The following is a 22628-nucleotide window of genomic DNA, read 5'->3' as shown; positions in this document are numbered from 1 at the left end:
TTTAATTATTGGGATTGGTATAAGCGTGGCAGATAAACAGTTATTAGACTAAAACCAAATAAAAAGCGCCGATTAATATAAAAATCAATCGGCGCTTTTATTGTTTTTATGAATTCATAATATCTTTATTCAGCATGGCAGTTATTCGAGTTAAGCAGCTACCGCTCCTTTACTAGCAAGCCATTGCTGAATCTCTTGGGTTTTGGTTTGTAATAAGTTCTCATCACCGCGACTTTCAATATTTAAGCGAATTAATGGTTCAGTATTTGAGGCGCGTAAGTTAAAACGCCATTCGCCAAAGTTTAAACTCAAACCATCGAGCATCGATTTGGTTGGATTTTCGGCGCTGAACTTCTCTTCGATGGCGCTAATAATGGCTGGCGCATCATGAGTGGTCAGGTGAAAATTTAGCTCGCCTGAGCTTGGATAGGCTGCAATATAACCGCTGACCAATTCTGACAAGGTTTTACCGGTAATTGATAATAACTCAATGGTTAAGAGCCAAGGAATCATGCCGCTATCGCAGTAGAAAAAGTCGCGAAAATAGTGATGCGCTGACATCTCACCGCCATACACTGCACCAGAATCCCGCATCACTTGTTTGATAAATGAGTGCCCAGACTTACTAATAACTGCCTTACCGTTATGCTCATCAATGACGGCTTCGGTGTTATAAATCACTCGCGGATCATAGACAATTGACTCGCCCGCATACTTGTTTAAAAACGCTTGCGCAAGCATGCCAACGACATAGCTGCCATCGATAAATTCGCCGTATTCATCGAATAAAAAGCAGCGGTCAAAATCACCATCAAAGGCAATGCCAAGGTCGGCTTTATTTTTTAGCACTGCTTGCTGAGTGGCGGTTCGATTGGCCTCAATCATTGGATTGGGAATGCCATTTGGAAAGCTACCATCAGGCGTATGGTGCAACTTAAGCACTTCAATTGGCGCGCCAGCTTGTGCTAACTTGTCAATTAATAAATCAACGACAGGACCTGCGCTACCGTTACCGGAGTTGATAACCAGTTTTAGCGGTTTTAATTTATCAACATCAATAAACGTCATGACATGATTGATATAAGCGCTTTTATCCGTTAGTAATTGTAATGTACCTTGTTGATTATCCGTACTAAATTGCCCAGATTCTGCTAATGCTTGAATCTCTGCCAAGCCATCATCGGCGCTAATCGGTTTTGAGTGTTCTTTGACCAATTTTAGGCCATTATAATTAATTGGATTGTGGCTAGCCGTTACTTCGATACCGCCCAACGCCTGATAATAACTGGTCGCAAAGTAAACCTCTTCTGTGCCTGTCATACCCAAATCAATCACATCGACACCCGCATCGAGCATACCTTTGATGGTTGCTTGTTTTAACTGCTCACTGGAGTGGCGGATATCGTTACCGATGACGATAGCTGGCTTTAATTTTTTCAGTTCATCTGCGACATCTGCAGCGCTATAATGCTCGAATAAAATTTGCCCAAAGGCGCGGCCGATACGGTAGGCGATGTCTTCGTCAAGGTTGACGCCAAGCTCGCCGCGGATATCATACGCCTTAAATGACTGAATGCTGATAGGGTGAAATTCTGTTGCTGGCTGATAGCCAGTAGTCGCAGAAGTGGACATAATAGTAAGCTTCCTTGTGCGTGCGCGGTAAAAAATGAGGGAGTGATAACAGGATTATAAGTCAATAAGCGTTCAATGATACACTAACTACCAAATGAGTCATAAAGCCGTAGTGGTGCTTTATGTGAGCGTTTTTATACTTATCCGTTTCTATGATAAAACATATAAGAGTATTTTATGAGTGACTTAGACAACCAAACGTTAACTTCTGTTACGCCGCCCAGCCCTGTACAGGGCGTGCCAGTAGCCACTGGCGAGTTAGACGATTTATTGGGATTGATGGCACGGCTGCGCGCAGATTGTCCGTGGGATAAAAAACAAAGCAATCATAGCCTCATTCCGTATGCGATTGAAGAAGCCTATGAGCTTGGCGAAGCGGTTCAAAGCGATGATGACGAAGATATCAAGGGCGAGCTTGGCGATGTGCTTTTGCAAGTGGTTTTTCATTGTCAGATGTACGCTGAACAAGGACGCTTTGATATCAGCGATGTGATTACCACCTTGCAAGAAAAGCTGATTCGCCGCCATCCGCATGTCTTTGAAGCAGAAACGCTAAAAGACGACGCTGCGGTAAAAGCACGCTGGGATGAGATTAAAGCAGAGGAAGACCAAGCTCGCGCCGCACGTGGCAAGCCGAAACGTCGTTTGGATAATACCAAGGCAGGTAGTGCGCTGATGCAAGCGCAGGAAGTGCAAAAACAAGCATCAAAATTGGGGTTTGATTGGGAAGGGGTCAGCGGCGCTTTTGATAAGCTTGATGAAGAAATCGCTGAGTTAAAAAGCGAGCTGACCGATAAATCGAAAACCGCTGCTCAATATACCATAAGCAAAGCCAATATCAGAGACATTGAAAAAGAGCTTGGCGATTGCATGTTTGCGCTGGTCAATGTCGCCCGTAAACTCAATCTCGATGCTGAAACGGCAACGTTGACCTGTGTGCATAAATTTAAGTCGCGCTTTGGTTATATTGAAGAGCAGTTAGCGGCAGCTGGCAAGCGTTTAGAAGATAGCGATATCAATGAGATGGATGCGTTATGGGAAGCGGCGAAACAGCATGAACGCGACTAATAAAAGCTTGCTTATTAAATGGTTAGCCATCAAATACTCATTTATTAAATGGCAGCATGCTAATTTATTTAAAAACTTAGTCATTTTTTTAGTAGGCATATTTTCTATCATGGCGGAGCTGTCTCATCCCGTCTTTGCCGCGCCATGTTTTGATAATGCTAAAAGTGCTTATAAATATCTATTGACGCAAGAAGCAGCCCACAGCCAAGCGCGCACGCAGACTAGAATTAATATCAATCGCGCGACAGAAGCCGAGCTGGTGGCATTAAACGGTATTGGCAGCAGTAAAGCGCAGGCAATTATTTTATATCGCGAGATGTTTGGCGGTTTTAAAACGGTTGATGAATTAACGAAAGTAAAAGGCATCGGGGCAAAAACCGTCGAGAAGAATCGCCAACGTTTAAGCGTACAAGATTAAGCGCTTTATTTTGTATAATTTAACCCCCATATTGACAAAATAGCATGTAAGTAAATGTCATAACACACCCACCATGGTCAAAATTTGTTAAACTAGCGGGTACATCCGCCTGATAGACGCTGTGTTCGTCGGGGTGGTTAAGAATAAAGGCGAGGAGTAGATGCATGGCCGAGCGTGCCGCCAAGCAGTTAGAACTGAATAAATCTGAATTACCCAATTCCATTACCGAAGTGATAGCCACCCTAACCCGAGCTGGGTTTGATGCCTATATCGTCGGTGGCGGCGTGCGCGATACTTTGCTAGGCCTGCGTCCAAAAGACTTTGACGCGGTCACTGATGCCAAACCTCATGAGATTAAAGACGTCTTTGGCAAGCGTTGCCGTATTATCGGTCGCCGCTTTCAATTGGCGCATGTCTACTCTGGGCGCGAACTTATCGAAGTGGCGACGTTTCGTGGTCCACCGCTCAATAATGCCAATACCAATCAAGACGGAATGATTTTGCGCGACAATGTCTGGGGCGATATCAAACAAGACTTTGCCCGTCGTGACTTTTCTATCAATGCTTTATATTATCAACCGCTTAAAGGTGTGGTACATGATTTTTGCGGTGCCCTTGAAGATATTGATAATAAAATTATTCGCCTGTTAGGCAATGCACCGACGCGTATCGAAGAAGATCCGGTCAGGTTGCTGCGTGCCCTGCGTTTTAAGGCAAAATTGGGTTTTGACTTTGATAGCGAACTCGCCGCCCAGTTCCATGATGACAATTGGGCTCTGCTTGAGCAAATCTCTCCGCATCGTCTGTATGATGAAACGCAAAAGATGTTCACCGGTGGCTATTTAGTGCCGTTATTACCGTTATTGTTTGAATCGGGCGCGATTGACAGCTTATTTATTTATCCGCCTGCCGAACCAAGTGCGTTGGTCAAACAAGTGGCTGTCAATACCGATAAACGTATCGCCGCTGGCAAAAGTATCAATCCTGCTTTCTTTTATGCCGCCTTGCTGTGGGAAAACTATCTCCATCAATTAGAAAAAGCAAAAAAACGCAATATGCCTTTTGCTGATGCGCAACTGCATGCAGCTGGCAAAGTCATCGACCGTCAGCGTATCAAGACCGCTATTCCAAAATTTGCCGAACAATTTATCCGTGATATTTGGATATTGCAGCCAAAATTGGCCGCGCCCCGCAGCAAACAAATTATCCAGTTATCTGAGCATCCTCGTTTCCGTGCCGGTTTTGATTTCTTGCTATTGCGTGAGCAGTGCGGTGATGCCGAACATCCGCTTTCAGAATCGACCAATGGCATGGGCGAGTGGTGGCAAAACTATCAAACCCTGACCGAGCAGCAGCAAGATCAAGCGATTGAGGATTTTGATGAAAATATCCGTCGCGGTGCGTATAAACAAGGGCAGCGTGGTCGCGGGCGTAATCGTCAAAAACCGCAAGCTTTGAGCACACCAAACAATGATAAGGTAAATCACATAGAAAACAATCAACCAGATACCATCAACGGCAATGCTCATAGCAAGCAAGCTAATGATGCCTCAAACGTGCCGTCACGCCGCCGCCGCGCTGCCAGTCAGTCGGCTCAGCATGCTAATAACAGTGTCAGTAATAGTAGCAGCAATGTCGGTCGTAATGAGAATGGTCGTAATAATAGCTATGATAAGCAGCAAGCAGCACAAGATAATAATGAGCTGGCGCAATTGCAGCAGTTATCACTGGCGAATACTGGCAACCAATCGGCACATAAGCGTCAAGATATAAAACCAGCGCCGTTGTTTGTCATAGAGCATGAAAAAGTGGTTCCGCCACTACGTAAGCAGTTGCCAGCGGACGATCAGCCAAAATCTAACGCTAAATCAAAGCAAGCCCCTGTGCAGCAAAGCCCAAAAGCTGAAAATACGTCATCTAAGAAAGCGCTGGTTGCAAGCCAATCTGATAACTTTGTTAACGCTGATAAGCAAGCGCAGCAGGATGCAAAAACAAAACCAGTCGATACCAAGCCTGCTGCTAGCAAAGCCGATTTTGAGCAGTCAGCTTTATCTACAACGGCCAATGCTAATATTCATACTAAGCGTACTGTCGCCCAAACGCCAGCGCTCGTCAGCATAAACAACGAGCCGATACCGTATAAACGTCGCCGTCGTCAACCTACTACGATAGCGAATAATAGTAATATTGACGTTAAAAATAACGCTGATAACTTGCATAACGTAGCGGCAAAACCAGTTAGCGATAAAGAGCAAGTAGGAAATACGGCTAAGTATGGGAAAAAAGCCCCCAAAACTGCGGCAGAATTTGCTGAGGATACACCCTCTGTTGCTAAAAAAGCTGTTGCTAAAAAAGCTGCTTCTAACAAACCTGCTACAACCAAACAGAATACTAAGAAACAGACTACTCAAACTCAGTCAGCTGATAATCAAACAGCTGCTAGTAAAATGAATGAGCAAAAAGGGCCGGTACCATCAAAACGCCGCCGTCGTCAGCCAAGCGTTAACAACGGTTAGGCTTACAAGCCGATTTTAAAGCACTAAAGCACTAAAGCACAGTGAAAACTATGAACAGCCACTTTGAAACTAGCAATGCCAATGCCAATAAAAGTAGTGACGGTATGAACTGGGTTATCTGCTATGTCGGGTTAGGCAGTAATTTAGAAAACGAGCTAGGTTCGCCGGTAGAGCATTTACAGCAAGCCATCGTAGCCATGCAAGAAAATAAGCAGATACGAGCAGTTCGTGTGTCTTCTTTCTATGCTTCGGCGCCGATGGGACCGCAAGATCAGCCTGACTTTGTCAATGCGGTTGTAGGTTTTGAGACTACCTTAACTGCGTTTGAGCTGCTTGCATTTTGCCAAGCGCTAGAACAACAAGCCAAACGCACCCGTTTGCGCCGCTGGGGTGAGCGCAGCCTCGATGTCGATATTTTATTGTATGGTGATATCGAAATCTCAGAGCCACAATTAACGATACCGCATGCGGGGTTGCATGAACGCAATTTTGTCTTGCTACCGCTGCGAGAGTTGGCGCCAGCGTTAATCATTTCAAACAAACCCATCACCGCTTATCCGCCGAGTGACGATTGGACGGGGCTAAAGCTATTAAAACTGAATTAGTGCCTCTTTGGTGCCTCTGTCGAATGATGAATAAGTTGGATGCTAGGATAGTGGCTGTGCATTTTATTAAAACGTCAAAGGCTATAAATAGTTAACCGCATTGAGGGTCATATGACAACCTTATCTACCTTAAATAAATTTAAAAAAGACGGTGTTAAATTCACTTGTCTGACCTGCTATGACGCCATGTTTGCGCGTATGATGGACAACGCGCAAATCGATACGATTTTGATCGGTGATAGTTTGGGCATGGTGGTACAAGGGCATGATTCAACCTTGCCTGTCAGCGTTGATGATATGGCTTATCATACGGCCAATATAGCCCGTAGTAATAAGCATGCACTGATTTTAGCGGATTTGCCATTTATGAGTTATGTGACGCTCCCAGATGCGGTGGCCAATAGCCGTAAGCTGATGCAGGCGGGCGCGCATGTGATTAAGATTGAAGGCGGTAGTGAGCTTTGCGATTTGGTCAAAACCTTGGCGCAAGCAGGTACGCCGACTTGTGTGCATTTAGGACTGACGCCGCAGTCTGTCAATGTCTTTGGTGGTTATAAAATCCAAGGTCGCGGTGATGCTGCGGCCGAAAAACTGCTGACTGATGCTAAAGCGGTGGTCGAGGCAGGTGCGGCGCTTTTGGTATTAGAGTGTGTACCGGCTGAGCTTGCGAAGGCAGTTACAGAAGCCGTAGCTGTGCCGGTTATTGGGATTGGCGCTGGTGCTGATACTGATGGTCAAGTCCTTGTCATGCATGACATGCTTGGTATGGTGCACGGCCGCGTACCACGCTTTGTCCATGACTTTTTAACCGATGAGCGTAATAGCGCGGGTAGTATTGAAGGGGCTTTTGCGCTGTATCAGCAGTCGGTACGTGACGGCAGTTTCCCCACTGAACAGCACCAATTTAGCTAGCCGTATTAAAGTAAGTCGTATTTGATTTAATGATTTGACGATTACCGATAAAAAAGCTATTAGGATAAGACATATTAACCATGCCCATTATTTATCATCACATCTCAGCGCTGCGTAACGCCCTAAACCCTTATCGTGGTCAGCAAGAGGGCAAGTCGCGTATTGCGTTAGTACCAACAATGGGCAATCTGCATGATGGCCATCTTGAGCTGGTCAAGCTTGCCAAGCAGCATGCCGATATTGTCGTGGTGAGTATCTTTGTCAATCCTACCCAATTCGGCGTCGGTGAAGATTTTGACAGCTATCCACGTACCTTAGATGCAGATGTCGCCAAGCTTGCTACCGTGGGCGCCGATTATGTATTTGCCCCAAGCATTGATGAGATGTATCCGGTATTGCCGCCACCAACGTCCGTTCGCGCAGGCGCAATCACCGGCCAGTTATGTGGCCAATCGCGCCCTAGTCATTTTGATGGCGTGGGCATCGTCGTCTCAAAACTTTTTAATATCGTTCAGCCCAATGTAGCAATATTTGGGCAAAAAGACTATCAACAATTATCCATTATTCAGCAGTTGGTGCGTGATTTAAGTTATCCGATTGAAATCGTTGGCGCGCCTATCGTACGAGCAGCTGATGGTTTAGCGCTATCGTCGCGCAATCAGTATTTAACTGAAACTGAGCGCAATATCGCTCCCATGCTTCATCAGGAATTACAGCGCTTAGCCGACCAACTGACGAATGGCGCGCATATCAAACAAGGGCCTGAGCATTTATTAGCAGCGGCTAAAGCGCGTATCACTGCAGCGGGTTTTATCATTGATTATTTAGAAGTTAAAACGGCTCAACTTGAGGCTTTAAAGGCAGACAATTTGCAGGCAAGTTTAGAAGAAAATCAGCAAGATTTGGTGATTTTGGTTGCCGCATGGTTGGGCCGTGCACGCTTGTTAGACAATCAGCTAGTGACGGTAACACTGTCGTCATGAGCGCGGGAGTGGCTAGAGCAATGTATAAGGATGACGGATCATGAGTACAACTAAGGACAATGAGCACGCCAAATCAAATAACGAGCAGACACAGTCCCATAAAGATAGTTTAAGTATCTTAGTGGTTTCAGGGCGCTCAGGCTCGGGCAAGACCTCCGTACTCAATATCCTAGAGGACTTTGGTTATTATTGTATTGATAATATGCCTTTGTCATTGGTTCCTGAGGCGGCACAAAAGCTGGTTTGTGATAGCGGCATCAAACGCGTCGCCCTTGGGGTCGATATTCGCACCCCGCGCGCCGATTTGTCCAATTTTTCTGAAATACATGATACGTTAAAGCAGACGTATGGCGAAGAGGCTCTCACCGTCATTTATGTGACAGCGCAAGAGGATATCTTAGTGGCGCGCTTTAATGCCACGCGCCGCATTCATCCTTTGATGGTGCAAGATAGCAAAGGCATCGAAAATACCGCTGACAATTTACCAGCGGCGATTGAAAAAGAAAACCAGCTTTTGCAGCCGATATTTAGGCGTGCTGATCTTAAAATTGATACCAGTATGCTAAATATCCACCAGCTAAAAGAGCGCCTGCGCGATTATGTTGGGGCTGACAATCAAATCGCCATTAACCTCTTATCCTTTGGTTTTAAATATGGCAGCCCAATTGATGCCGACTTTGTCTTTGATGTGCGCATTTTGCCCAACCCACATTGGAATCCAAAGCTGCGCGCCGCGACGGGTCTTGATGCGGAAGTTGCTGAGTTTTTTGCTGATTACCCAGAAGTGGCAGAGATGACGGACGATATCGCCGCCTTCCTTACGCGCTGGTTGCCAGACTTTTTACACAACAACCGCCATACGGTGACGGTTGCGATTGGCTGCACAGGGGGCAAGCATCGCTCGGTATTTATTACCAAGCACTTGCAAGATAAATTGAGCGCGAGCTTGCCCGAAGGTTTGAGCGTTACCGCTAAGCACCGCGAAAAACATCGTTGGTAAAGCAAGGTTAGTAATGCTAATTATTAATGGTTATTAGCTACAATGAATGCTTAAGCAATATAATCAGCAAGACGCAATAAACTCTATTATTTACTATCTCGAAAAATGGAAAGCTTTTATGATTGACTGGTCAGAACAAGATATGCGCGTCTCGCGCACAGAGCTCAAAAAAGCTCATGAGCGCTTACAAGCATTGTCGATACCGCTTGCCAGCTTATCAAAGAAGCAGCTTAAAAAACTGCCCGCAAGTGATTATTTTATGGCAGAGCTGATGGCGCTTGCTGACATTACCAGTGCCAATGCGCGCAATCGTCAAACCAAACGGGTCGGCAAACTCATCAGTGAAGAAAACCGCCACGAACTGGTTAAAGCCTTGTTCGACGCTTTTTTCCCAAAAGAGCAGATTTCCAAAATTGAAAGCTGGATTGAGCGCTTAAACATCAATGATGAGGGCACGCTAAAGCAGTTTGTAAAACAATACAAAGCCTCTGAGCGTAATAGTTTATATCAGCTGCTGCTATGGATTGAATATGCCAAGCACACACAGGATGATGAATTGATGGCGGAATCCAAAGAAGATTTGGCCAGTTATATTCGTGAAGTGACGATATTGTCGCAGCTGAAAAGCTAGCGATTTATATTAGCGTTAATAACAGCTCATAGCCCATAACGCAGGCAAAAAGCCAATCGTTTGATTGGCTTTTTGCCTGCTAATAAACGTGTATTTCTTTAAGCACTCATTCATCTTAAATTATTTTTTCTCGGCGCGTACTTTATCAACCAGATAATCAACTACTTTAGGAACAGTGGCGCTTTCACCCGTGACCACATACTTACCATGGACAACCACCGCTGGTACGCCTGAAAGCTGATAACGCTTAGCACCTGCCTGTGAGCGACCAATTTTTGTGCCAACGGCAAACGAGTTATAAAGGCTATTGAATTTCTTTTCATTGACGCCTTGTGACGCATACCATTTGCTTAGTGACGCTTGATCAAATAACTGTTTGCCGTCTTTATGCACCGCATCAAATAGCGCATCATGGGTTTTGTCTTCATAACCCAAAAGCTGAGCGGCGTAGAAACCACGAGCGCTGGCCTCCCAAACAGGGTTTAGCGCCGCTGGAGTTTTGAAAAATACCACATCTTTATCTTTGGTTTTTGCCCATTTTTCCATATGCGGATTCAGGACGTTACAATGCGGGCAGCCATACCAAAAAAATTCACGCACAATGATGGCATCACCGCTGATTTTTTCTGGATTGTCTAGCACGCGGTAGTCTTTTCCTGCGACATAATTGGCAGCTTGTGCGCCCATATTGGCAAGCCCAATAGCACAAGCCAAACCAGTCAATGCGATGATACGTTTCATACTTTTTCCTTGAGGTGTCGAGATTCAGAATGGTTGTTTCAGAAGGTTCGATTCAGCAGTCATTTAGCGCATTTGTATATAGGTTTTACGTGGTTAAGCAGCAATGCGTCGCCCAAATCAACCTTTTATAGACTACTGCCTATAATAGCGTAAAATGCCCATAGTTGTGAACCCGATTCTTAACTAACGGTTGTAAAGCTGTGAGCTATTATTTAAGGTATCTTACTGATGGTTTTGCGCTTATTTTATGCCTTAAATTCCTGCCTAGTGTTAAGCCAAAGTCATTAAGCAAAATGTTTTACAGTTAAAAATAACCGACTCATGGCGCTATAATTTGCGCGTTTCACAAACGGTGACGATGTACTCACGACAAAGTTGCTGCTCTCATGCTAATATTGAGCGTAGCATCATACTTCATACTCCCCGATAATAACTATAATGCCGATAAAGGAAAAATCCTATGAGCCAAGTTTTACCTTCTGCGCAGCCTATGAAACATCAACAAAACCATCCTACTGACCGTATTAGCGATTCTAGCAATGCTATTATGGCTGCTAGCGAATTTAACCAAAATACGGCGATCAACGTTGATGCCAGCGAAGTAGAAAAATTCAACAATTTGGCGAGCGAGTGGTGGAATAAAACCGGCGCATTTGCCACCTTACACGAAATCAATCCGCTACGTCTTAATTGGATAGAAGACAACGTCAAGCGCGGCTTTATGAGTGCCGATAGCAGTAAATCCGCAGAGATGGGCTTGGCCGGTAAAAAAGTCTTAGATGTCGGTTGCGGCGGCGGTATCTTGTCAGAATCAATGGCGCGACGCGGCGCTGATGTCACCGGTATTGACCTTGGTACAGAAAATCTCAAAGCAGCGGCCTTACATGCTGAGCAAAGCAATTTAAATGATACCTTGCGTTATCAGCACATTCCGATTGAGCAATTGGCTGAAAGCCATGCCGGTCAGTTCGATGTGGTCACTTGTATGGAGATGCTCGAGCACGTACCAGACCCAACTGCCATCGTCGAGGCATGTTTTAAGCTACTAGCGCCAGGCGGCGTTTGCGTGCTCTCGACCATTAATCGCAACCCTAAATCCTACCTATTTGCTATCGTTGGCGCCGAGTATGTATTGCGTCTGCTTGATCGCGGCACCCATGATTACGCCAAATTTATTACCCCAGCTGAATTGGATAAAATGGCGATTAATGCAGGCTTTAGCCGTCAAGATATCATTGGTTTGCATTATAATCCGTTGACCAAACGCTACTGGTTGGCGCAAAACGTCGATGTCAATTATATGATGGCGGTACAAAAACCACTGTCGTAAATTTTTTTTATAAGTATTCCTTTTTTAACTATCTTTTAAATCCATGTTTTAAATTAATATTAAGAGCGCCTGTTATGAGTCAATTTGTAAAAGCTGTCTTGTTCGACCTTGATGGGACGTTAATCGACACTGCCGCCGATTTCGTCCGGATTATTGGTAAAATGAGCGGCGAGAATGATTGGCAAGCGCCACCTGAAGCTGAGATTCGTGAGCAAGTTTCCGCAGGCGCTTCGTCGATGGTACGCTTGATGCTGCGTCATAACGGCCAACTTGAGGTTAGTGAAGAGGCGTTGCAGGAGTTTCGTCAGCAGTTTTTAGACGATTATGAAGCTGATATATGCGTCGATAGCTGTGTCTTTAGCGAGCTTGAAGAGGTGCTGCATACCTTAGAGGATAAAGGCGTACCATGGGGAATTGTCACCAATAAACCGCGCTATTTAGCAGAGCTTTTGTTAGAAAAAATGCAGTTAGACGAGCGCTGCTCGGTTTTGGTTTGTCCTGACGATGTATCACGCTCTAAGCCAGATCCAGAGCCGATGTATATGGCGTTGGAAAAACTCGCTATCCCGCGCGGTGCTGCTGAAAGCGTGCTTTATATTGGTGACCATATACGCGATATCGAAGCGGGCAACGCCGCTGGTATGACAACCATTTTAGCCGCCTATGGTTATATCCCGCCTGAAGATCAAAAAAACTTAAAGAAATGGGGCGCTGACTATATTACTGATACCCCTAAAGAGTTGAGTAAGCTTTTACTTTCTTCAGGTAAGTTTGACTATTTATAAAATAAATGCTTATAAAGCAAATAAGCCATTTATCAAGATAGCTAATAAGCATCCTACCTATTAAATCATCAAATAATAAGCAGTGAGTAATGCCATGAGTGACAATACTAATCCGCCAACGCCGCAGCAAACCAATCAAGCAGCTGCGCAAAATTCTGTACCATCTGTATCGCACGATGATATTCGTAATTTTATACCGCCTGATAACTGCTTAGATGGTAAAACAATTTTGGTCACGGGTGCTGGTGATGGTATCGGCCGTGTTGCCGCCTTGACCTATGCCCGTTATGGTGCGACGGTGTTATTGTTGGGGCGTACCAGTAGCAAACTTGAATACGTTTATGATGAAATCGAAAGCTTTGGCGGCAAGCAGCCTGCCATGCTACCGATGAATCTTGAAGGCGCAACTTATGCTGAGATGCAAACGCTAGAGAATTTGATAGCAAAAGAAGTCGGCCAGCTCGATGGGGTATTGCACAATGCTGGCATGCTAGGTTCTTTGACACCGCTTGAGATGTACGATGTCGATATGTTTGCTCAGGTGATGAAGGTCAACTTTACCTCTACCTTTATGCTCACCCAAGCCCTGCTGCCGCTGCTTAAAGATGCCGCCCATGGTTCTATCGTCTTTACCTCTAGTAGCGTTGGCACTCATCCGCGCGCGTTTTGGGGTGCCTATGCACTGTCCAAGCAAGCGGTAGAAGGCATGAGTGATATCTTTACCCAAGAAACGCAAAATACCACCAATTTACGCTTTAATTGCATCAACCCCGGCGGCACCCGTACCAATATGCGCGCTCATGCTTTTCCCGGTGAAAATCCGATGAGCCTAAAAACACCAGAAGATATTATGGGCGGCTATGTGTTTTTGATGAGTGATGAAAGCATCGGCGTGCGCGGTCAAGTGGTTGAGCTACAACCAAAAGACTAATCGTCACTTGTTATCTTACTGCCCGCTATTTTTATGGCCATTGATTGCACTTATAAAAGCACTTATTTGTTGAAATAAGCGTTATGAAGCCCCATCTATTTGTTATTAAAGACTTTTATCAATTAAAACCTAAATAGCATTAATAAAAAATAGGATAAGATTATGGCAGGTGGCTGGTCAAGAGATGGGGCAGAGCATGAACAAATGGATGCGACTGTCAATGATGCCCTAGAGCGCGCACGGCGTGCGCTGCCAACGGGTGAAAGCGCTGAGTTTTGCGATGAGTGTGGCAACCCGATTCCAGAAGCGCGGCGTATTGCCGTGCCGGGTGTGCAGCACTGCGTTAGCTGTCAGTCTGAGCTTGAAAAAGAAGCAAAGGCAACTGAGCTATTTAATCGCCGCGGTAGTAAGGACAGTCAATTACGTTAGTTTTATGCACTAAGTATTTAGCATTAAACCAATAGTTAGAAAAATAAAAAAGCCCTGCATATTAATTGCAGGGCTTTTTTATGGCATTAAATAGTATCAACATTGAATGCTAAAGCTATTCACTTTTAGCCGCTTCAACTTCTGCTTCATCGGGTACGAATACATAACCGACACCCCAAACAGTTTGGATATAACGCGCTTGTGAAGGATTGTCTTCAATCAGGCGGCGCAAACGTGATACTTGTACATCGATAGAACGCTCCATCGCGCCCCATTCACGACCACGGGCTAGGTTCATCAGTTTATCACGTGTTAATGGCTCACGTGGATGCTGTACCAAGGCTTTTAATACTGAAAACTCACCGGTCGTCAAAGTGACCACATTGCCATCGCGTTTAAGGGTACGGGTCGATAAATCAAGCGTCCATGGTCCAAACTCAACCACTTCTAGCTGATGACTTGGCGCACCCGGTAGCTCACGATTTTGACGACGCAGCACCGCTTTGATACGGGCCAATAGCTCTTTTGGGTTAAATGGCTTTGGCAGATAGTCATCAGCGCCGGCTTCAAGGCCAGCGATACGATCGGCATCGCCACCTTTAGCAGTAAGCATGATAATCGGAATATCACCATTGTCTTCGCGCAAGCGCTTACAGATACTAATACCATCTTCGCCTGGTAGCATCAAATCCAATACCACCAATGAAAACAGCTCACGTTGCATCAATTTGTCCATCTGATTGCCATCATGAGCGGTACGAACGACAAAACCATCGTCTTCTAGAAAACGTTGTAATAAAGAGCGCAAGCGGGCATCGTCATCAACGACCAAAATGCGCTGGTTTAAGGTGTCAGGGCTGTTGTTATCTGTCATACAGTCATCCTCTTATAAAAATTATTATTGGTAGAAATTATGATTGAAAATACAAGGGTGAATATCTTTGTTAATAAAAATAGAATTCAGGAAAGCATCCATAAAGGTAACAATATTAGTGCTGCTAGCTAAAAACCATTCCATCGATTGCTAAAAATAAATAAATATAACAAACTAGTGTTCAGTACAGTAGTAAACTGCAATATTTGTGCGGTTAAGACTTTAGTGTATAAGATTGCTGTAATAATTGCATCAATGATAATGCTAAATGCTGTATGCGTTTGTTTAACAAGGCGTGAGAACGGACGATATCAGACGATTTTTACCATAAAACAGGCGATAAATAACGAAAAGATAAAAAGGATTTTTATTCATGCAGCTTTTGCTATAATGCAAAACTACATTTCTCAACGATTGATACGTCTATGAGTAGCACTGATACCTTAACGCCATCTCAAACCTCGACAAATGCACAGGTTTTGGATGCAACCACACACGCGAATATTCACGACAAGCTTGCTCGCGCGCTTGGCATTAAGACTGCTCAAGTCAATGCGTTTGTCAAACTTTACGATGAAGGCGCGACCGTTCCCTTTATTGCCCGTTACCGTAAAGAAAAAACGCAGAATCTTGACGATGCGCAGCTGCGAGCTTTAGAGAAGTCGCTTAATTATGAGCGGGATATGGCAACCCGTCGCCTCAAAATTACCGAGCTGCTGAGTACGCAGGGTAATTTGACTGACGAGCTGCAGACGCGTATTGATAATGCGACGTCGAAACTTGAGCTTGAAGACATCTACTTGCCATACCGTCCACGTCGCCGTTCACCAGCGGCCAAAGCACGTTCTGCCGGCCTCGACGTTGCTGCTCAGGCGATACTGACGCAAGAGATTACACCGACAGAGGCGCTGGCCGACTATCAAGTACAATCTACTATCTCTGATGATAACGGTAATGAGATTGAAGTTGATTTTAGCGATATCGACAAGCAATTGGCAGGCGTACAAGCCATCATCGTTGATGAATGGACGCAGGCGTTAGACTTACTCGATAATCTACGCAGTGGTTTTGCGAAAACGGCGAGTATCGTATCGAGCGTTGCTAGTGAAGAAAAACGCGAAGTTGGTGAGAAGTTCAAAGATTACTTTGAACATAGTGAAAGCTTGGCGCGTCTGCCAAATCATCGCCTATTAGCCATGCTGCGCGGTCGCCAAGAAAACGTTTTAGGTCTTAAAATCGAAGGCGAAGACGCGCCATTTATCGAAAAAATCGTCAAGCATTTTGAGATTGATGCCAAAGCGCCAGCAGAACGTCAAAAGTTTTTAACTGAAGCCGCGACCAGTTTATGGAAAGAAAAATGGCGTCCGCATATCGAGCATCGTTTATTGACCGAAAAGCGTCTGACCGCTGAAGCCGATGCGATTGATGTATTTGCCAATAATTTACAGCATTTACTTATGGCAGCGCCTGCTGGCCGTAAAGTGATTTTAGGTGTTGATCCGGGTATCCGTCATGGCGTTAAAATGGCGATTGTCGATGCTCAAGGTCATGTCATGCTGGATGGCGAAGACAAGCCTGTCGTCGCAACCGTTTATCCGTTTGCCCCCGATAATAAGATGGATGAGGCCAAAAAAGTCATCGATGAATTATTAAGCACTTATAATGTTGATTTGGTCGCTATCGGTAATGGTACGGCGAGCCGCGAAACAGATGCGATGATTAAAGAGATTTTGGCCGCCAACGCTGAATTGAAAGCCAAAGCCGTTATCGTTAATGAATCAGGCGCATCCGTTTATTCAGCGAGTGAGCTTGCCAGTGATGAGCTTGCTACTTTAGATGTCTCTGTACGCGGTGCGGTTTCTATTGCCCGTCGCTTGCAAGATCCGCTATCAGAATTGGTTAAAGTTGACCCAAAAGCGATTGGCGTTGGTCAATATCAGCATGACGTCAATCAAACCCAGCTGGCAGACAGTCTAGATAAAGTCACCCAAGACAGCGTGAACGCCGTTGGTGTTGATGTAAATACCGCAAGTCCTGCTATCTTGGCGCATATTGCGGGTTTGAATAAAAACGTCGCCCAGCAAATCGTCACTTATCGTAAAGAGCATGGTGCCTTTGATAGCCGTGAAGCACTGAAAAACGTCCCACGCTTAGGGGTAAAAACCTTTGAGCAAGCGGCGGGTTTCTTACGCGTCCATGGCGGTAGCAATCCTCTTGATGCAACAGGCGTGCATCCAGAAAGCTATGCGCTGGTTGACAGTTTACTTGAGCAAACCGGTAAAGCATTGCCAGAAGTTATCGGTAACGATGGCGTGCTAAACAGCATCGATACCACGGCGCTTGCTGCTAACGATGACAATATCAGTGTCAAAGCCATCATTGAAGAGCTTGCCAAGCCTGCACGCGACCCACGTCCTGAGTTTAAAACGGCTAACTTCCGTGAAGACGTCAATAGTATTAAAGACTTGAGCGAAGGCATGCTGCTTGAAGGCGTCGTTACCAACGTCACAGCCTTTGGTTGCTTCGTTGATGTCGGTGTCCATCAAGATGGTCTGGTGCATATCTCACAGATGGCCAATGACTTCGTTGCTGACCCGATGAACCGCGTTAAGCCCGGTGATATCGTCTCGGTACGTGTGATTTCTATCGATGAAAAACGCGGCCGTATCGGCTTTAGTATGAAGCCTGAGTCTGAAAAACCAGTACGCCCAGCTGCGAAGTCGACTGCAGAAGGTACAGGTAATGACGATAAGGCTAGCCGTCCACGCAGCAATCGTCCAGCTAGTAACCGTCCAGCGGCTGATAAGCGTGCAACAAAACCGCGTGGCAATCGTCAAGATAAAGACAGCGCCAATAACCGCAGTAAAGCGCCTAGAGCGGAGAAAGCAGCAGCATCTAGTAAGGAAGCACCTAATAAAATAGGCACGCTTGGCGCGCTGTTGCAAGAAGCTGGCGTCACTAAAGCGAAAAAATAATATTTACCATAACGATTAACCAAAAAAGGCAGCCAGATGGCTGCCTTTTTTATTGAGAATATATTGGAGGATTCTCTACAAGATTGATTTCGCTAATTATAATTTATAGCGCTTGCGCTGGCTCAGTATCTTCTTCGTTTTCTGATAACGCTTCTTCTTGTAATGCCGCTTCTTCATCTAACATGGCTTGTTGTAAATCTTGTTGTTGTATTGCTGCTTCTGGGTTTTGCATGGCTGCTTGTTGCGCCTGCATGTCCTCTTGCATGGTATTCTGAATTGTCGCTTGCTCAGCTTGTAGCTCAGTGGTCACTGGCTGTTGGCTAGCAAGATTATTAACCTGGGCTCTTTTGATCGTTTGGGTTTCGCTTAACTGAAATGGATTTGCTTGGCTGGCTGCGGTTTCATTGACAGGAGTGCCTTCAGCCTCAAGAGTGGTTGCTGTTGCTGCATCTTCTACTGCTTCGCTATCAGTAGGGGCTGCCATAGCCAAACTTGGGATAGTGAGCGCTGCGCCCATAAGTAGCGATAAAGATAGAGTACTTTTTTTCATTAATCCATTCCTTAATTTACAATCTTATAATGTCAGTTTAAGGGGTTTTAAACTTGACGATTATGTTGAGTATTGTTGTATAAAATAAAATTGCTATACCAATTCATTTAGTATTTTGCATTTATATATTTAATATATCTAACATTAAACCTATAGACAAAATAAAATCATGATAACCATTGAGCGATTATCATGATTGATTGGTTAAAGAGTTTTATAAGCTGAACTGGTCAGTGATAAAAATCTAAAAGGAGAATAGCAACTAAATAAGCATGGGTTCAGTAGTACATCGATTAAAACTCTCACAGAGCGATGTTTGTAGGTGAGTTTGTGCAACTATTGTAGCGTTATTGTCAGGCACGACAAAAGGAAAGCAAAAAATGTTTTCTGCTTCCCTGTCTCGTTTCTAGCATAGGATTGTTAAAAATTAACTAGTAAAAATTTATTCAACAATCACATATTTACCGGTTCTTGGATCGACTACGCGCTGCTGGGTATTATTATTGGGCACGCGAATCACAGGAAAGGTTTGGCTGATTTCAGTATCTTCAAGGACGCTACTATCTGCTTCTTCACCCACGATGACCGCGCGATTGGCACCATCTTCTACCGCAATTGCTGTACCACTTGCGGTATTAACGCGTTTAATTTGGTCTTCTGGCGCAATAATGACTTCTTTTACACGGTACTTAGCAGGACGGATAACACGATTAGTTTCGACAATGACTGGCTCCATACTACGCTCTTCAGTGATGGCAACTTGAGGCTCTGGTGCTGGCGCTTCGGTTTCTTTAGCGTCGCTGACAACAGGGGTGGGGAATTTAGCGCCAAAGTGATTATCGCACTGCTGCATGCTTAAACGTACCGGATTACCAGCTTTATCCATATAGACGTTAACGGGCATATCAGCAGCAATAGGCACGTATTTACCCACTAATGCGCCTGAGACACCATAGCGACCATTTGACTGTCCAACGCCTAAATCACAAGCACCGGCTGAATAATCGCTGGTTTGTAAGTTATTACTGTTTACCACGGTTTGCGGAATCATGACTTCAGACAAACGCATTTTTTTAATTGACGCTTCGCCTGCTTGCAATTTGGGTTTTTGATAAGTATAAGGGGTATAAAACTTTGCCGAACCGTCTTTGACTGCCATCACACATTCATCGTAGCTGTCATAACCAACGTTACCATGGCTATCAGTCGTCATACCTGCATTGGCGGTAGTGGCAAACATGGCGACACCTGAGGTCAAAATAGCGGCTGTTAATACATTTAATTTCATAGTCATTCCCTCTCTGTTATTGTTAATTTGTTATTGTTAATATTTCTCTTTGGGCTTGTTGAACTTAGGCTCGGCTGATAAAACCTATGCCATAACCTGTTTTATCCTACGTCAGTTCCAGTAATATGGCTGTGACATTAGTCTGAGAATGTGTAGCTTAATGTATTGAAAAAGGGCAAAGGGGCAACATCGTTTACCAAAGAAATACGTTTTTATCGTTCGTTAACATTTGTCTAAAATGTAATGAGCAAAAAGGTAAATAATATAGGTAATAAAAAACCGCCTCTTGTTGCCAAGAAACGGTCATTACTATCTTAGTTAGAATTAACTCGTTTTAATCTTAACCATGGTTGCTATGAATCTTTTACTACTTCAAAGCTAAGACCAGAGTGGGCTTCTAAACGTTCAATTAAGCGAGCACCCATCGCCGAAGCCGGGGTCCAAAAACCACCGCCGACATCCTCTTTATTGATATCTTGCGCAAGACACAATGCTGCTTGTGACAACATACGCGAGGTGCTGCCATAACCTGGGTCTTTATCGCCGGTTACCTTGGTATTGATGGTATCGTTGTTGGCAGTTTTACCAAATAGGCGGATATCAAAATAGCCATTTTCTTGCTCTTCTTTAGAAGGACCCGAGCCTGATTTAGGCAGCACATGTTTAGATAATAGCTCACGACTTGGTTTAATCATCATGGCGGTGGCAAAACCCATTAAGCCTGCGCTCATTGCGTAACTCGATAATTTGCCTTTTACGCCATCTTTCATCCACATCGCTTCGTCATACTTAAAGTCGCGACCGTATTCATAACCGAGCAGTTGGTTACTGCGATGCACAATGCGGGTATTGATGCTGGCCATAACAAAGGGTGCAAGCCAACGTTTGTGCTCATCATCGTACTCTGGTTTACTGACATTATCTTGGCGCACGTTTGGCGCATCTTTGTCGTCGTTGAGCAAATAAGGGTTTGCCACTTGCTTACGGCGTGATTTATCTTGACCGACTTCTTCGAAAATCGTTGCCATCGACGCAATCGTGCCGCCAGATAGACCACCTTTTGCCGCTTTGACGCGCATATGAATCACATCACAAGCGCTACCAAATTTCTCTTGTGCTTGCTGCTGAGTAAAATACACGCCCAAATCCGACGGAATAGAGTCAAAGCCACATGAATTGACGATACGCGCGCCGCTTTGCTTGGCGGCGTCCTGATATTTATCCATCATATCTTTGATGAATATCGCTTCGCCAGTCAGATCGACATAATCGGTACCGTGATTGGCGCAAGATTTAATCAATGGCTCGCCGTATTTTAGGTAAGGGCCAACGGTTGAGATAATAACTTGGGCTTGCTTGGTCATCTTATCGAGGCTAGCCGCATCGTTACTATCGGCAATGATTATATCGACTTTGCTGGCAAGCTTAGACTGTAGCTCATTGAGCTTTTCTTCATCACGACCGGCTATCGCCCACGTGACATTCTCGCCATTTTTATCTTTAGCGTTCGATAAAAATTCCGTTAAATAATGGGCAGTAATTTGGCCAACAAAACTGGTCGCACCATACAAAACCACCGCGTAGGGACGTTTGTCATCAGCGTTTGCTGAATCTTGATTTGTTGATGCTGGTTTTGATGCAGCTGAATCGTTTGAGGTTTCCGTATTCATATTTATTTTCCTTGTTAAATAGCCGTTATCGTTAACTTGTATTGTTACATTGATAAGTTAGCTGGCTAAATAGCCGTCTTTATTATTTATGCAGCTGATGTTAACCCTTTAAAGTACTAAACCTTTAATCCGCATAAAATAAACCATTTAGGTTTATAGCAAATTTTGTCATAAAAATAAGGGAGTTTAAGCGTTCATTCACTATCTCTACACATAAGTCTTGAAAAGCCAAGTAAAAACTTAAGAATGGTAAGATTTGCTACAAAGTTTACATAACCTATCGACATTATTACCAAAATGAACGTCTTTTAGAGGAAATCATTGCTAATCTATATTCGTACGCAGTAATAAGTAGTATCAAAACAACAAGAAAATTTTCAGGAAGATAGAAGATAAGAGTGCAGTGGTAAAACGGTCGATCGATAAACAGTTTATTAATGGCCAAAACTGCTAGCTGTATATCTCATTCTTAACCATAATTTGAGGAGAATATTATGTTTCGTTGGGCCATTATTTTTGCGGTAATCGCATTGATTGCAAGTTTCCTAGGTTTTGGCGGTGTCGCTGGCCTATCGGCAAACTTTGCTTATATCCTACTAGCCATTGCTGTGATTCTATTCATTGTCGCATTTGTTAGTCGCCGTATGTAATAGAGAACAGTGACTGCTTAGGTCTTAAGTATTCATACTGATTAATAAGAAAAAGTCCTCGATTGAGGACTTTTTTTTATGACTCAAATTTGTCTGTTTTAATTTGACTATTTTGATTATCTTTAATGCCAACTGTCTTATGCAGTACTAGAAAGTTTTCGGCTGGATAATATGTTCCATACGTTTGGCAAGGCGAATATCTAGGCTTGTGATACCACCCGTATCGTGAGTGGTCAGGCGGACATCGACAACGTTATAAGTATTGCTCCATTCAGGATGATGTTCGAGTGCCTCAGCATAAAAAGCGGCTTGGTTCATAAAGCTTATGGCTTCGATGAAATCGCTAAAATGATAGCTTTTGACGATGCTATTACCGTCGCGTTGCCAGCCAGCCAAGTCTTCTAATTGTAAGTCGATTTGTTGGTTAGATAAACTACTCATGGTGGTATCCTTTGTTATTATTAGGAAGTGGAGATTTTAGAGTGATTGATTTGCTGGTCTCTATTTTATCTTATATCAGTTCTATTGCCTAAAGTTATGACATAAAGAGCAAAATTATGACATAAAGAACTTAGGACAAAAAACCCACCTATTTCTGCTTATCCTCACTATATCGTTGCAAGCAAAAATATAATAAAGG

Annotated in this window: 21 protein-coding genes; 14 read left to right on the top strand and 7 right to left on the bottom strand. The window is 44.2% G+C overall.

Annotated elements, in window-relative coordinates; all coding sequences use genetic code 11:
• Positions 1-150: 150 nt before the first annotated feature.
• A complete protein-coding gene (locus B2866_RS07135) occupies positions 151-1632 on the bottom strand; it encodes a phosphomannomutase CpsG (protein WP_296192119.1) in 1482 nt (493 codons plus the stop codon).
• A 177-nt stretch (positions 1633-1809) separates the two neighbouring features.
• Between B2866_RS07135 and mazG the strand changes: the two genes are divergently transcribed.
• From mazG to yjgA, 8 genes are all read left to right on the top strand, one after another.
• On the top strand, positions 1810-2700 hold the full coding sequence (gene mazG, locus B2866_RS07130) for a nucleoside triphosphate pyrophosphohydrolase (protein WP_296192116.1): 891 nt from the start codon (positions 1810-1812) through the stop codon (positions 2698-2700).
• The gene (locus tag B2866_RS07125; protein WP_296192113.1) at positions 2687-3118 is read left to right on the top strand and encodes a ComEA family DNA-binding protein; all 432 of its coding nucleotides are present in this window, start codon (positions 2687-2689) and stop codon (positions 3116-3118) included. Before mazG ends, B2866_RS07125 begins: the two co-directional genes overlap by 14 nt.
• A gap of 164 nt (positions 3119-3282) precedes the next feature.
• The gene (pcnB, locus tag B2866_RS07120; protein WP_296192110.1) at positions 3283-5634 is read left to right on the top strand and encodes a polynucleotide adenylyltransferase PcnB; all 2352 of its coding nucleotides are present in this window, start codon (positions 3283-3285) and stop codon (positions 5632-5634) included.
• 104 nt (positions 5635-5738) lie between these two features.
• The gene (gene folK / locus B2866_RS07115) at positions 5739-6239 is read left to right on the top strand and encodes a 2-amino-4-hydroxy-6-hydroxymethyldihydropteridine diphosphokinase (protein WP_409520872.1); all 501 of its coding nucleotides are present in this window, start codon (positions 5739-5741) and stop codon (positions 6237-6239) included.
• 111 nt (positions 6240-6350) lie between these two features.
• A complete protein-coding gene (panB, locus tag B2866_RS07110; protein ID WP_296192106.1) occupies positions 6351-7151 on the top strand; it encodes a 3-methyl-2-oxobutanoate hydroxymethyltransferase in 801 nt (266 codons plus the stop codon).
• Between the two features lie 80 nt (positions 7152-7231).
• The gene (gene panC, locus B2866_RS07105; RefSeq protein WP_296192101.1) at positions 7232-8134 is read left to right on the top strand and encodes a pantoate--beta-alanine ligase; all 903 of its coding nucleotides are present in this window, start codon (positions 7232-7234) and stop codon (positions 8132-8134) included.
• A 40-nt stretch (positions 8135-8174) separates the two neighbouring features.
• Positions 8175-9134, top strand: coding sequence for an RNase adapter RapZ (gene rapZ, locus B2866_RS07100; RefSeq protein WP_296192098.1), 960 nt, complete (start codon positions 8175-8177; stop codon positions 9132-9134).
• A gap of 118 nt (positions 9135-9252) precedes the next feature.
• Complete coding sequence (gene yjgA, locus B2866_RS07095) at positions 9253-9765, top strand: ribosome biogenesis factor YjgA (protein WP_296192095.1); 513 nt, start codon at positions 9253-9255, stop codon at positions 9763-9765.
• Between the two features lie 120 nt (positions 9766-9885).
• Here the strand turns inward: yjgA and B2866_RS07090 are convergent, their stop codons facing one another.
• Complete coding sequence (locus tag B2866_RS07090) at positions 9886-10506, bottom strand: thiol:disulfide interchange protein DsbA/DsbL (protein WP_296192093.1); 621 nt, start codon at positions 10504-10506, stop codon at positions 9886-9888.
• Between the two features lie 547 nt (positions 10507-11053).
• Between B2866_RS07090 and ubiG the strand changes: the two genes are divergently transcribed.
• The 4 genes from ubiG (at position 11054) to B2866_RS07070 (ending at position 13981) form a co-directional block, all read left to right on the top strand.
• Positions 11054-11836, top strand: a complete 783-nt coding sequence (ubiG, locus tag B2866_RS07085; RefSeq protein WP_409520871.1) for a bifunctional 2-polyprenyl-6-hydroxyphenol methylase/3-demethylubiquinol 3-O-methyltransferase UbiG — start codon at positions 11054-11056, stop codon at positions 11834-11836.
• A gap of 74 nt (positions 11837-11910) precedes the next feature.
• Positions 11911-12621 (top strand): HAD family hydrolase, encoded by a 711-nt coding sequence (locus tag B2866_RS07080; protein ID WP_296192088.1) that lies wholly within the window; start codon positions 11911-11913, stop codon positions 12619-12621.
• A gap of 94 nt (positions 12622-12715) precedes the next feature.
• Entirely contained in the window at positions 12716-13552 is an 837-nt protein-coding gene (locus B2866_RS07075) for a YciK family oxidoreductase (RefSeq protein WP_296192086.1), read from the top strand.
• 162 nt (positions 13553-13714) lie between these two features.
• Positions 13715-13981 (top strand): DksA/TraR family C4-type zinc finger protein, encoded by a 267-nt coding sequence (locus B2866_RS07070; protein ID WP_102077773.1) that lies wholly within the window; start codon positions 13715-13717, stop codon positions 13979-13981.
• 115 nt (positions 13982-14096) lie between these two features.
• Here the strand turns inward: B2866_RS07070 and ompR are convergent, their stop codons facing one another.
• Positions 14097-14855 carry a two-component system response regulator OmpR gene (gene ompR / locus B2866_RS07065; RefSeq protein ID WP_068407795.1) on the bottom strand — a complete coding sequence of 253 codons (759 nt, stop codon included), beginning with the start codon at positions 14853-14855 and terminating at the stop codon, positions 14097-14099.
• A gap of 425 nt (positions 14856-15280) precedes the next feature.
• Here ompR and B2866_RS07060 point away from each other — a divergent pair, with 425 nt between their 5' ends.
• Entirely contained in the window at positions 15281-17830 is a 2550-nt protein-coding gene (locus B2866_RS07060) for a Tex family protein (RefSeq protein WP_296192077.1), read from the top strand.
• A 103-nt stretch (positions 17831-17933) separates the two neighbouring features.
• Here B2866_RS07060 and B2866_RS07055 read toward each other — a convergent pair whose 3' ends face one another.
• From B2866_RS07055 to B2866_RS07045, 3 genes are all read right to left on the bottom strand, one after another.
• Entirely contained in the window at positions 17934-18380 is a 447-nt protein-coding gene (locus B2866_RS07055) for a hypothetical protein (protein ID WP_296192075.1), read from the bottom strand.
• A 442-nt stretch (positions 18381-18822) separates the two neighbouring features.
• Positions 18823-19668: a hypothetical protein gene (locus tag B2866_RS07050; protein WP_296192073.1), complete on the bottom strand. Its 846-nt coding sequence runs from the start codon at positions 19666-19668 to the stop codon at positions 18823-18825.
• A gap of 353 nt (positions 19669-20021) precedes the next feature.
• The gene (locus B2866_RS07045) at positions 20022-21344 is read right to left on the bottom strand and encodes a saccharopine dehydrogenase family protein (protein WP_409520870.1); all 1323 of its coding nucleotides are present in this window, start codon (positions 21342-21344) and stop codon (positions 20022-20024) included.
• A 488-nt stretch (positions 21345-21832) separates the two neighbouring features.
• Between B2866_RS07045 and B2866_RS07040 the strand changes: the two genes are divergently transcribed.
• Positions 21833-21988: a DUF1328 domain-containing protein gene (locus B2866_RS07040; RefSeq protein ID WP_068407724.1), complete on the top strand. Its 156-nt coding sequence runs from the start codon at positions 21833-21835 to the stop codon at positions 21986-21988.
• Between the two features lie 147 nt (positions 21989-22135).
• Here B2866_RS07040 and B2866_RS07035 read toward each other — a convergent pair whose 3' ends face one another.
• A complete protein-coding gene (locus tag B2866_RS07035) occupies positions 22136-22429 on the bottom strand; it encodes a 4a-hydroxytetrahydrobiopterin dehydratase (protein ID WP_296192066.1) in 294 nt (97 codons plus the stop codon).
• Positions 22430-22628 lie beyond the last annotated feature (199 nt).

Source organism: Psychrobacter sp. UBA3483, from assembly GCF_002377905.1.
Classification (GTDB): domain Bacteria; phylum Pseudomonadota; class Gammaproteobacteria; order Pseudomonadales; family Moraxellaceae; genus Psychrobacter.
The sequence above is the reverse complement of the archived record's forward strand: the minus strand, read 5'-3'. Positions and strand labels throughout refer to the sequence as shown.

Bases quoted from the DNA above. Each gene is read 5' to 3' on its own strand.
- B2866_RS07135 (WP_296192119.1), bottom strand. From the start codon at position 1,632: ATGTCCACTTCTGCGACTACTGGCTATCAGCCAGCAACAGAATTTCAC.
- mazG (WP_296192116.1), top strand. From the start codon at position 1,810: ATGAGTGACTTAGACAACCAAACGTTAACTTCTGTTACGCCGCCCAGC.
- B2866_RS07125 (WP_296192113.1), top strand. From the start codon at position 2,687: ATGAACGCGACTAATAAAAGCTTGCTTATTAAATGGTTAGCCATCAAA.
- pcnB (WP_296192110.1), top strand. From the start codon at position 3,283: ATGGCCGAGCGTGCCGCCAAGCAGTTAGAACTGAATAAATCTGAATTA.
- folK (WP_409520872.1), top strand. From the start codon at position 5,739: ATGAACTGGGTTATCTGCTATGTCGGGTTAGGCAGTAATTTAGAAAAC.
- panB (WP_296192106.1), top strand. From the start codon at position 6,351: ATGACAACCTTATCTACCTTAAATAAATTTAAAAAAGACGGTGTTAAA.
- panC (WP_296192101.1), top strand. From the start codon at position 7,232: ATGCCCATTATTTATCATCACATCTCAGCGCTGCGTAACGCCCTAAAC.
- rapZ (WP_296192098.1), top strand. From the start codon at position 8,175: ATGAGTACAACTAAGGACAATGAGCACGCCAAATCAAATAACGAGCAG.
- yjgA (WP_296192095.1), top strand. From the start codon at position 9,253: ATGATTGACTGGTCAGAACAAGATATGCGCGTCTCGCGCACAGAGCTC.
- B2866_RS07090 (WP_296192093.1), bottom strand. From the start codon at position 10,506: ATGAAACGTATCATCGCATTGACTGGTTTGGCTTGTGCTATTGGGCTT.
- ubiG (WP_409520871.1), top strand. From the start codon at position 11,054: ATGGCTGCTAGCGAATTTAACCAAAATACGGCGATCAACGTTGATGCC.
- B2866_RS07080 (WP_296192088.1), top strand. From the start codon at position 11,911: ATGAGTCAATTTGTAAAAGCTGTCTTGTTCGACCTTGATGGGACGTTA.
- B2866_RS07075 (WP_296192086.1), top strand. From the start codon at position 12,716: ATGAGTGACAATACTAATCCGCCAACGCCGCAGCAAACCAATCAAGCA.
- B2866_RS07070 (WP_102077773.1), top strand. From the start codon at position 13,715: ATGGCAGGTGGCTGGTCAAGAGATGGGGCAGAGCATGAACAAATGGAT.
- ompR (WP_068407795.1), bottom strand. From the start codon at position 14,855: ATGACAGATAACAACAGCCCTGACACCTTAAACCAGCGCATTTTGGTC.
- B2866_RS07060 (WP_296192077.1), top strand. From the start codon at position 15,281: ATGAGTAGCACTGATACCTTAACGCCATCTCAAACCTCGACAAATGCA.
- B2866_RS07055 (WP_296192075.1), bottom strand. From the start codon at position 18,380: ATGAAAAAAAGTACTCTATCTTTATCGCTACTTATGGGCGCAGCGCTC.
- B2866_RS07050 (WP_296192073.1), bottom strand. From the start codon at position 19,668: ATGAAATTAAATGTATTAACAGCCGCTATTTTGACCTCAGGTGTCGCC.
- B2866_RS07040 (WP_068407724.1), top strand. From the start codon at position 21,833: ATGTTTCGTTGGGCCATTATTTTTGCGGTAATCGCATTGATTGCAAGT.
- B2866_RS07035 (WP_296192066.1), bottom strand. From the start codon at position 22,429: ATGAGTAGTTTATCTAACCAACAAATCGACTTACAATTAGAAGACTTG.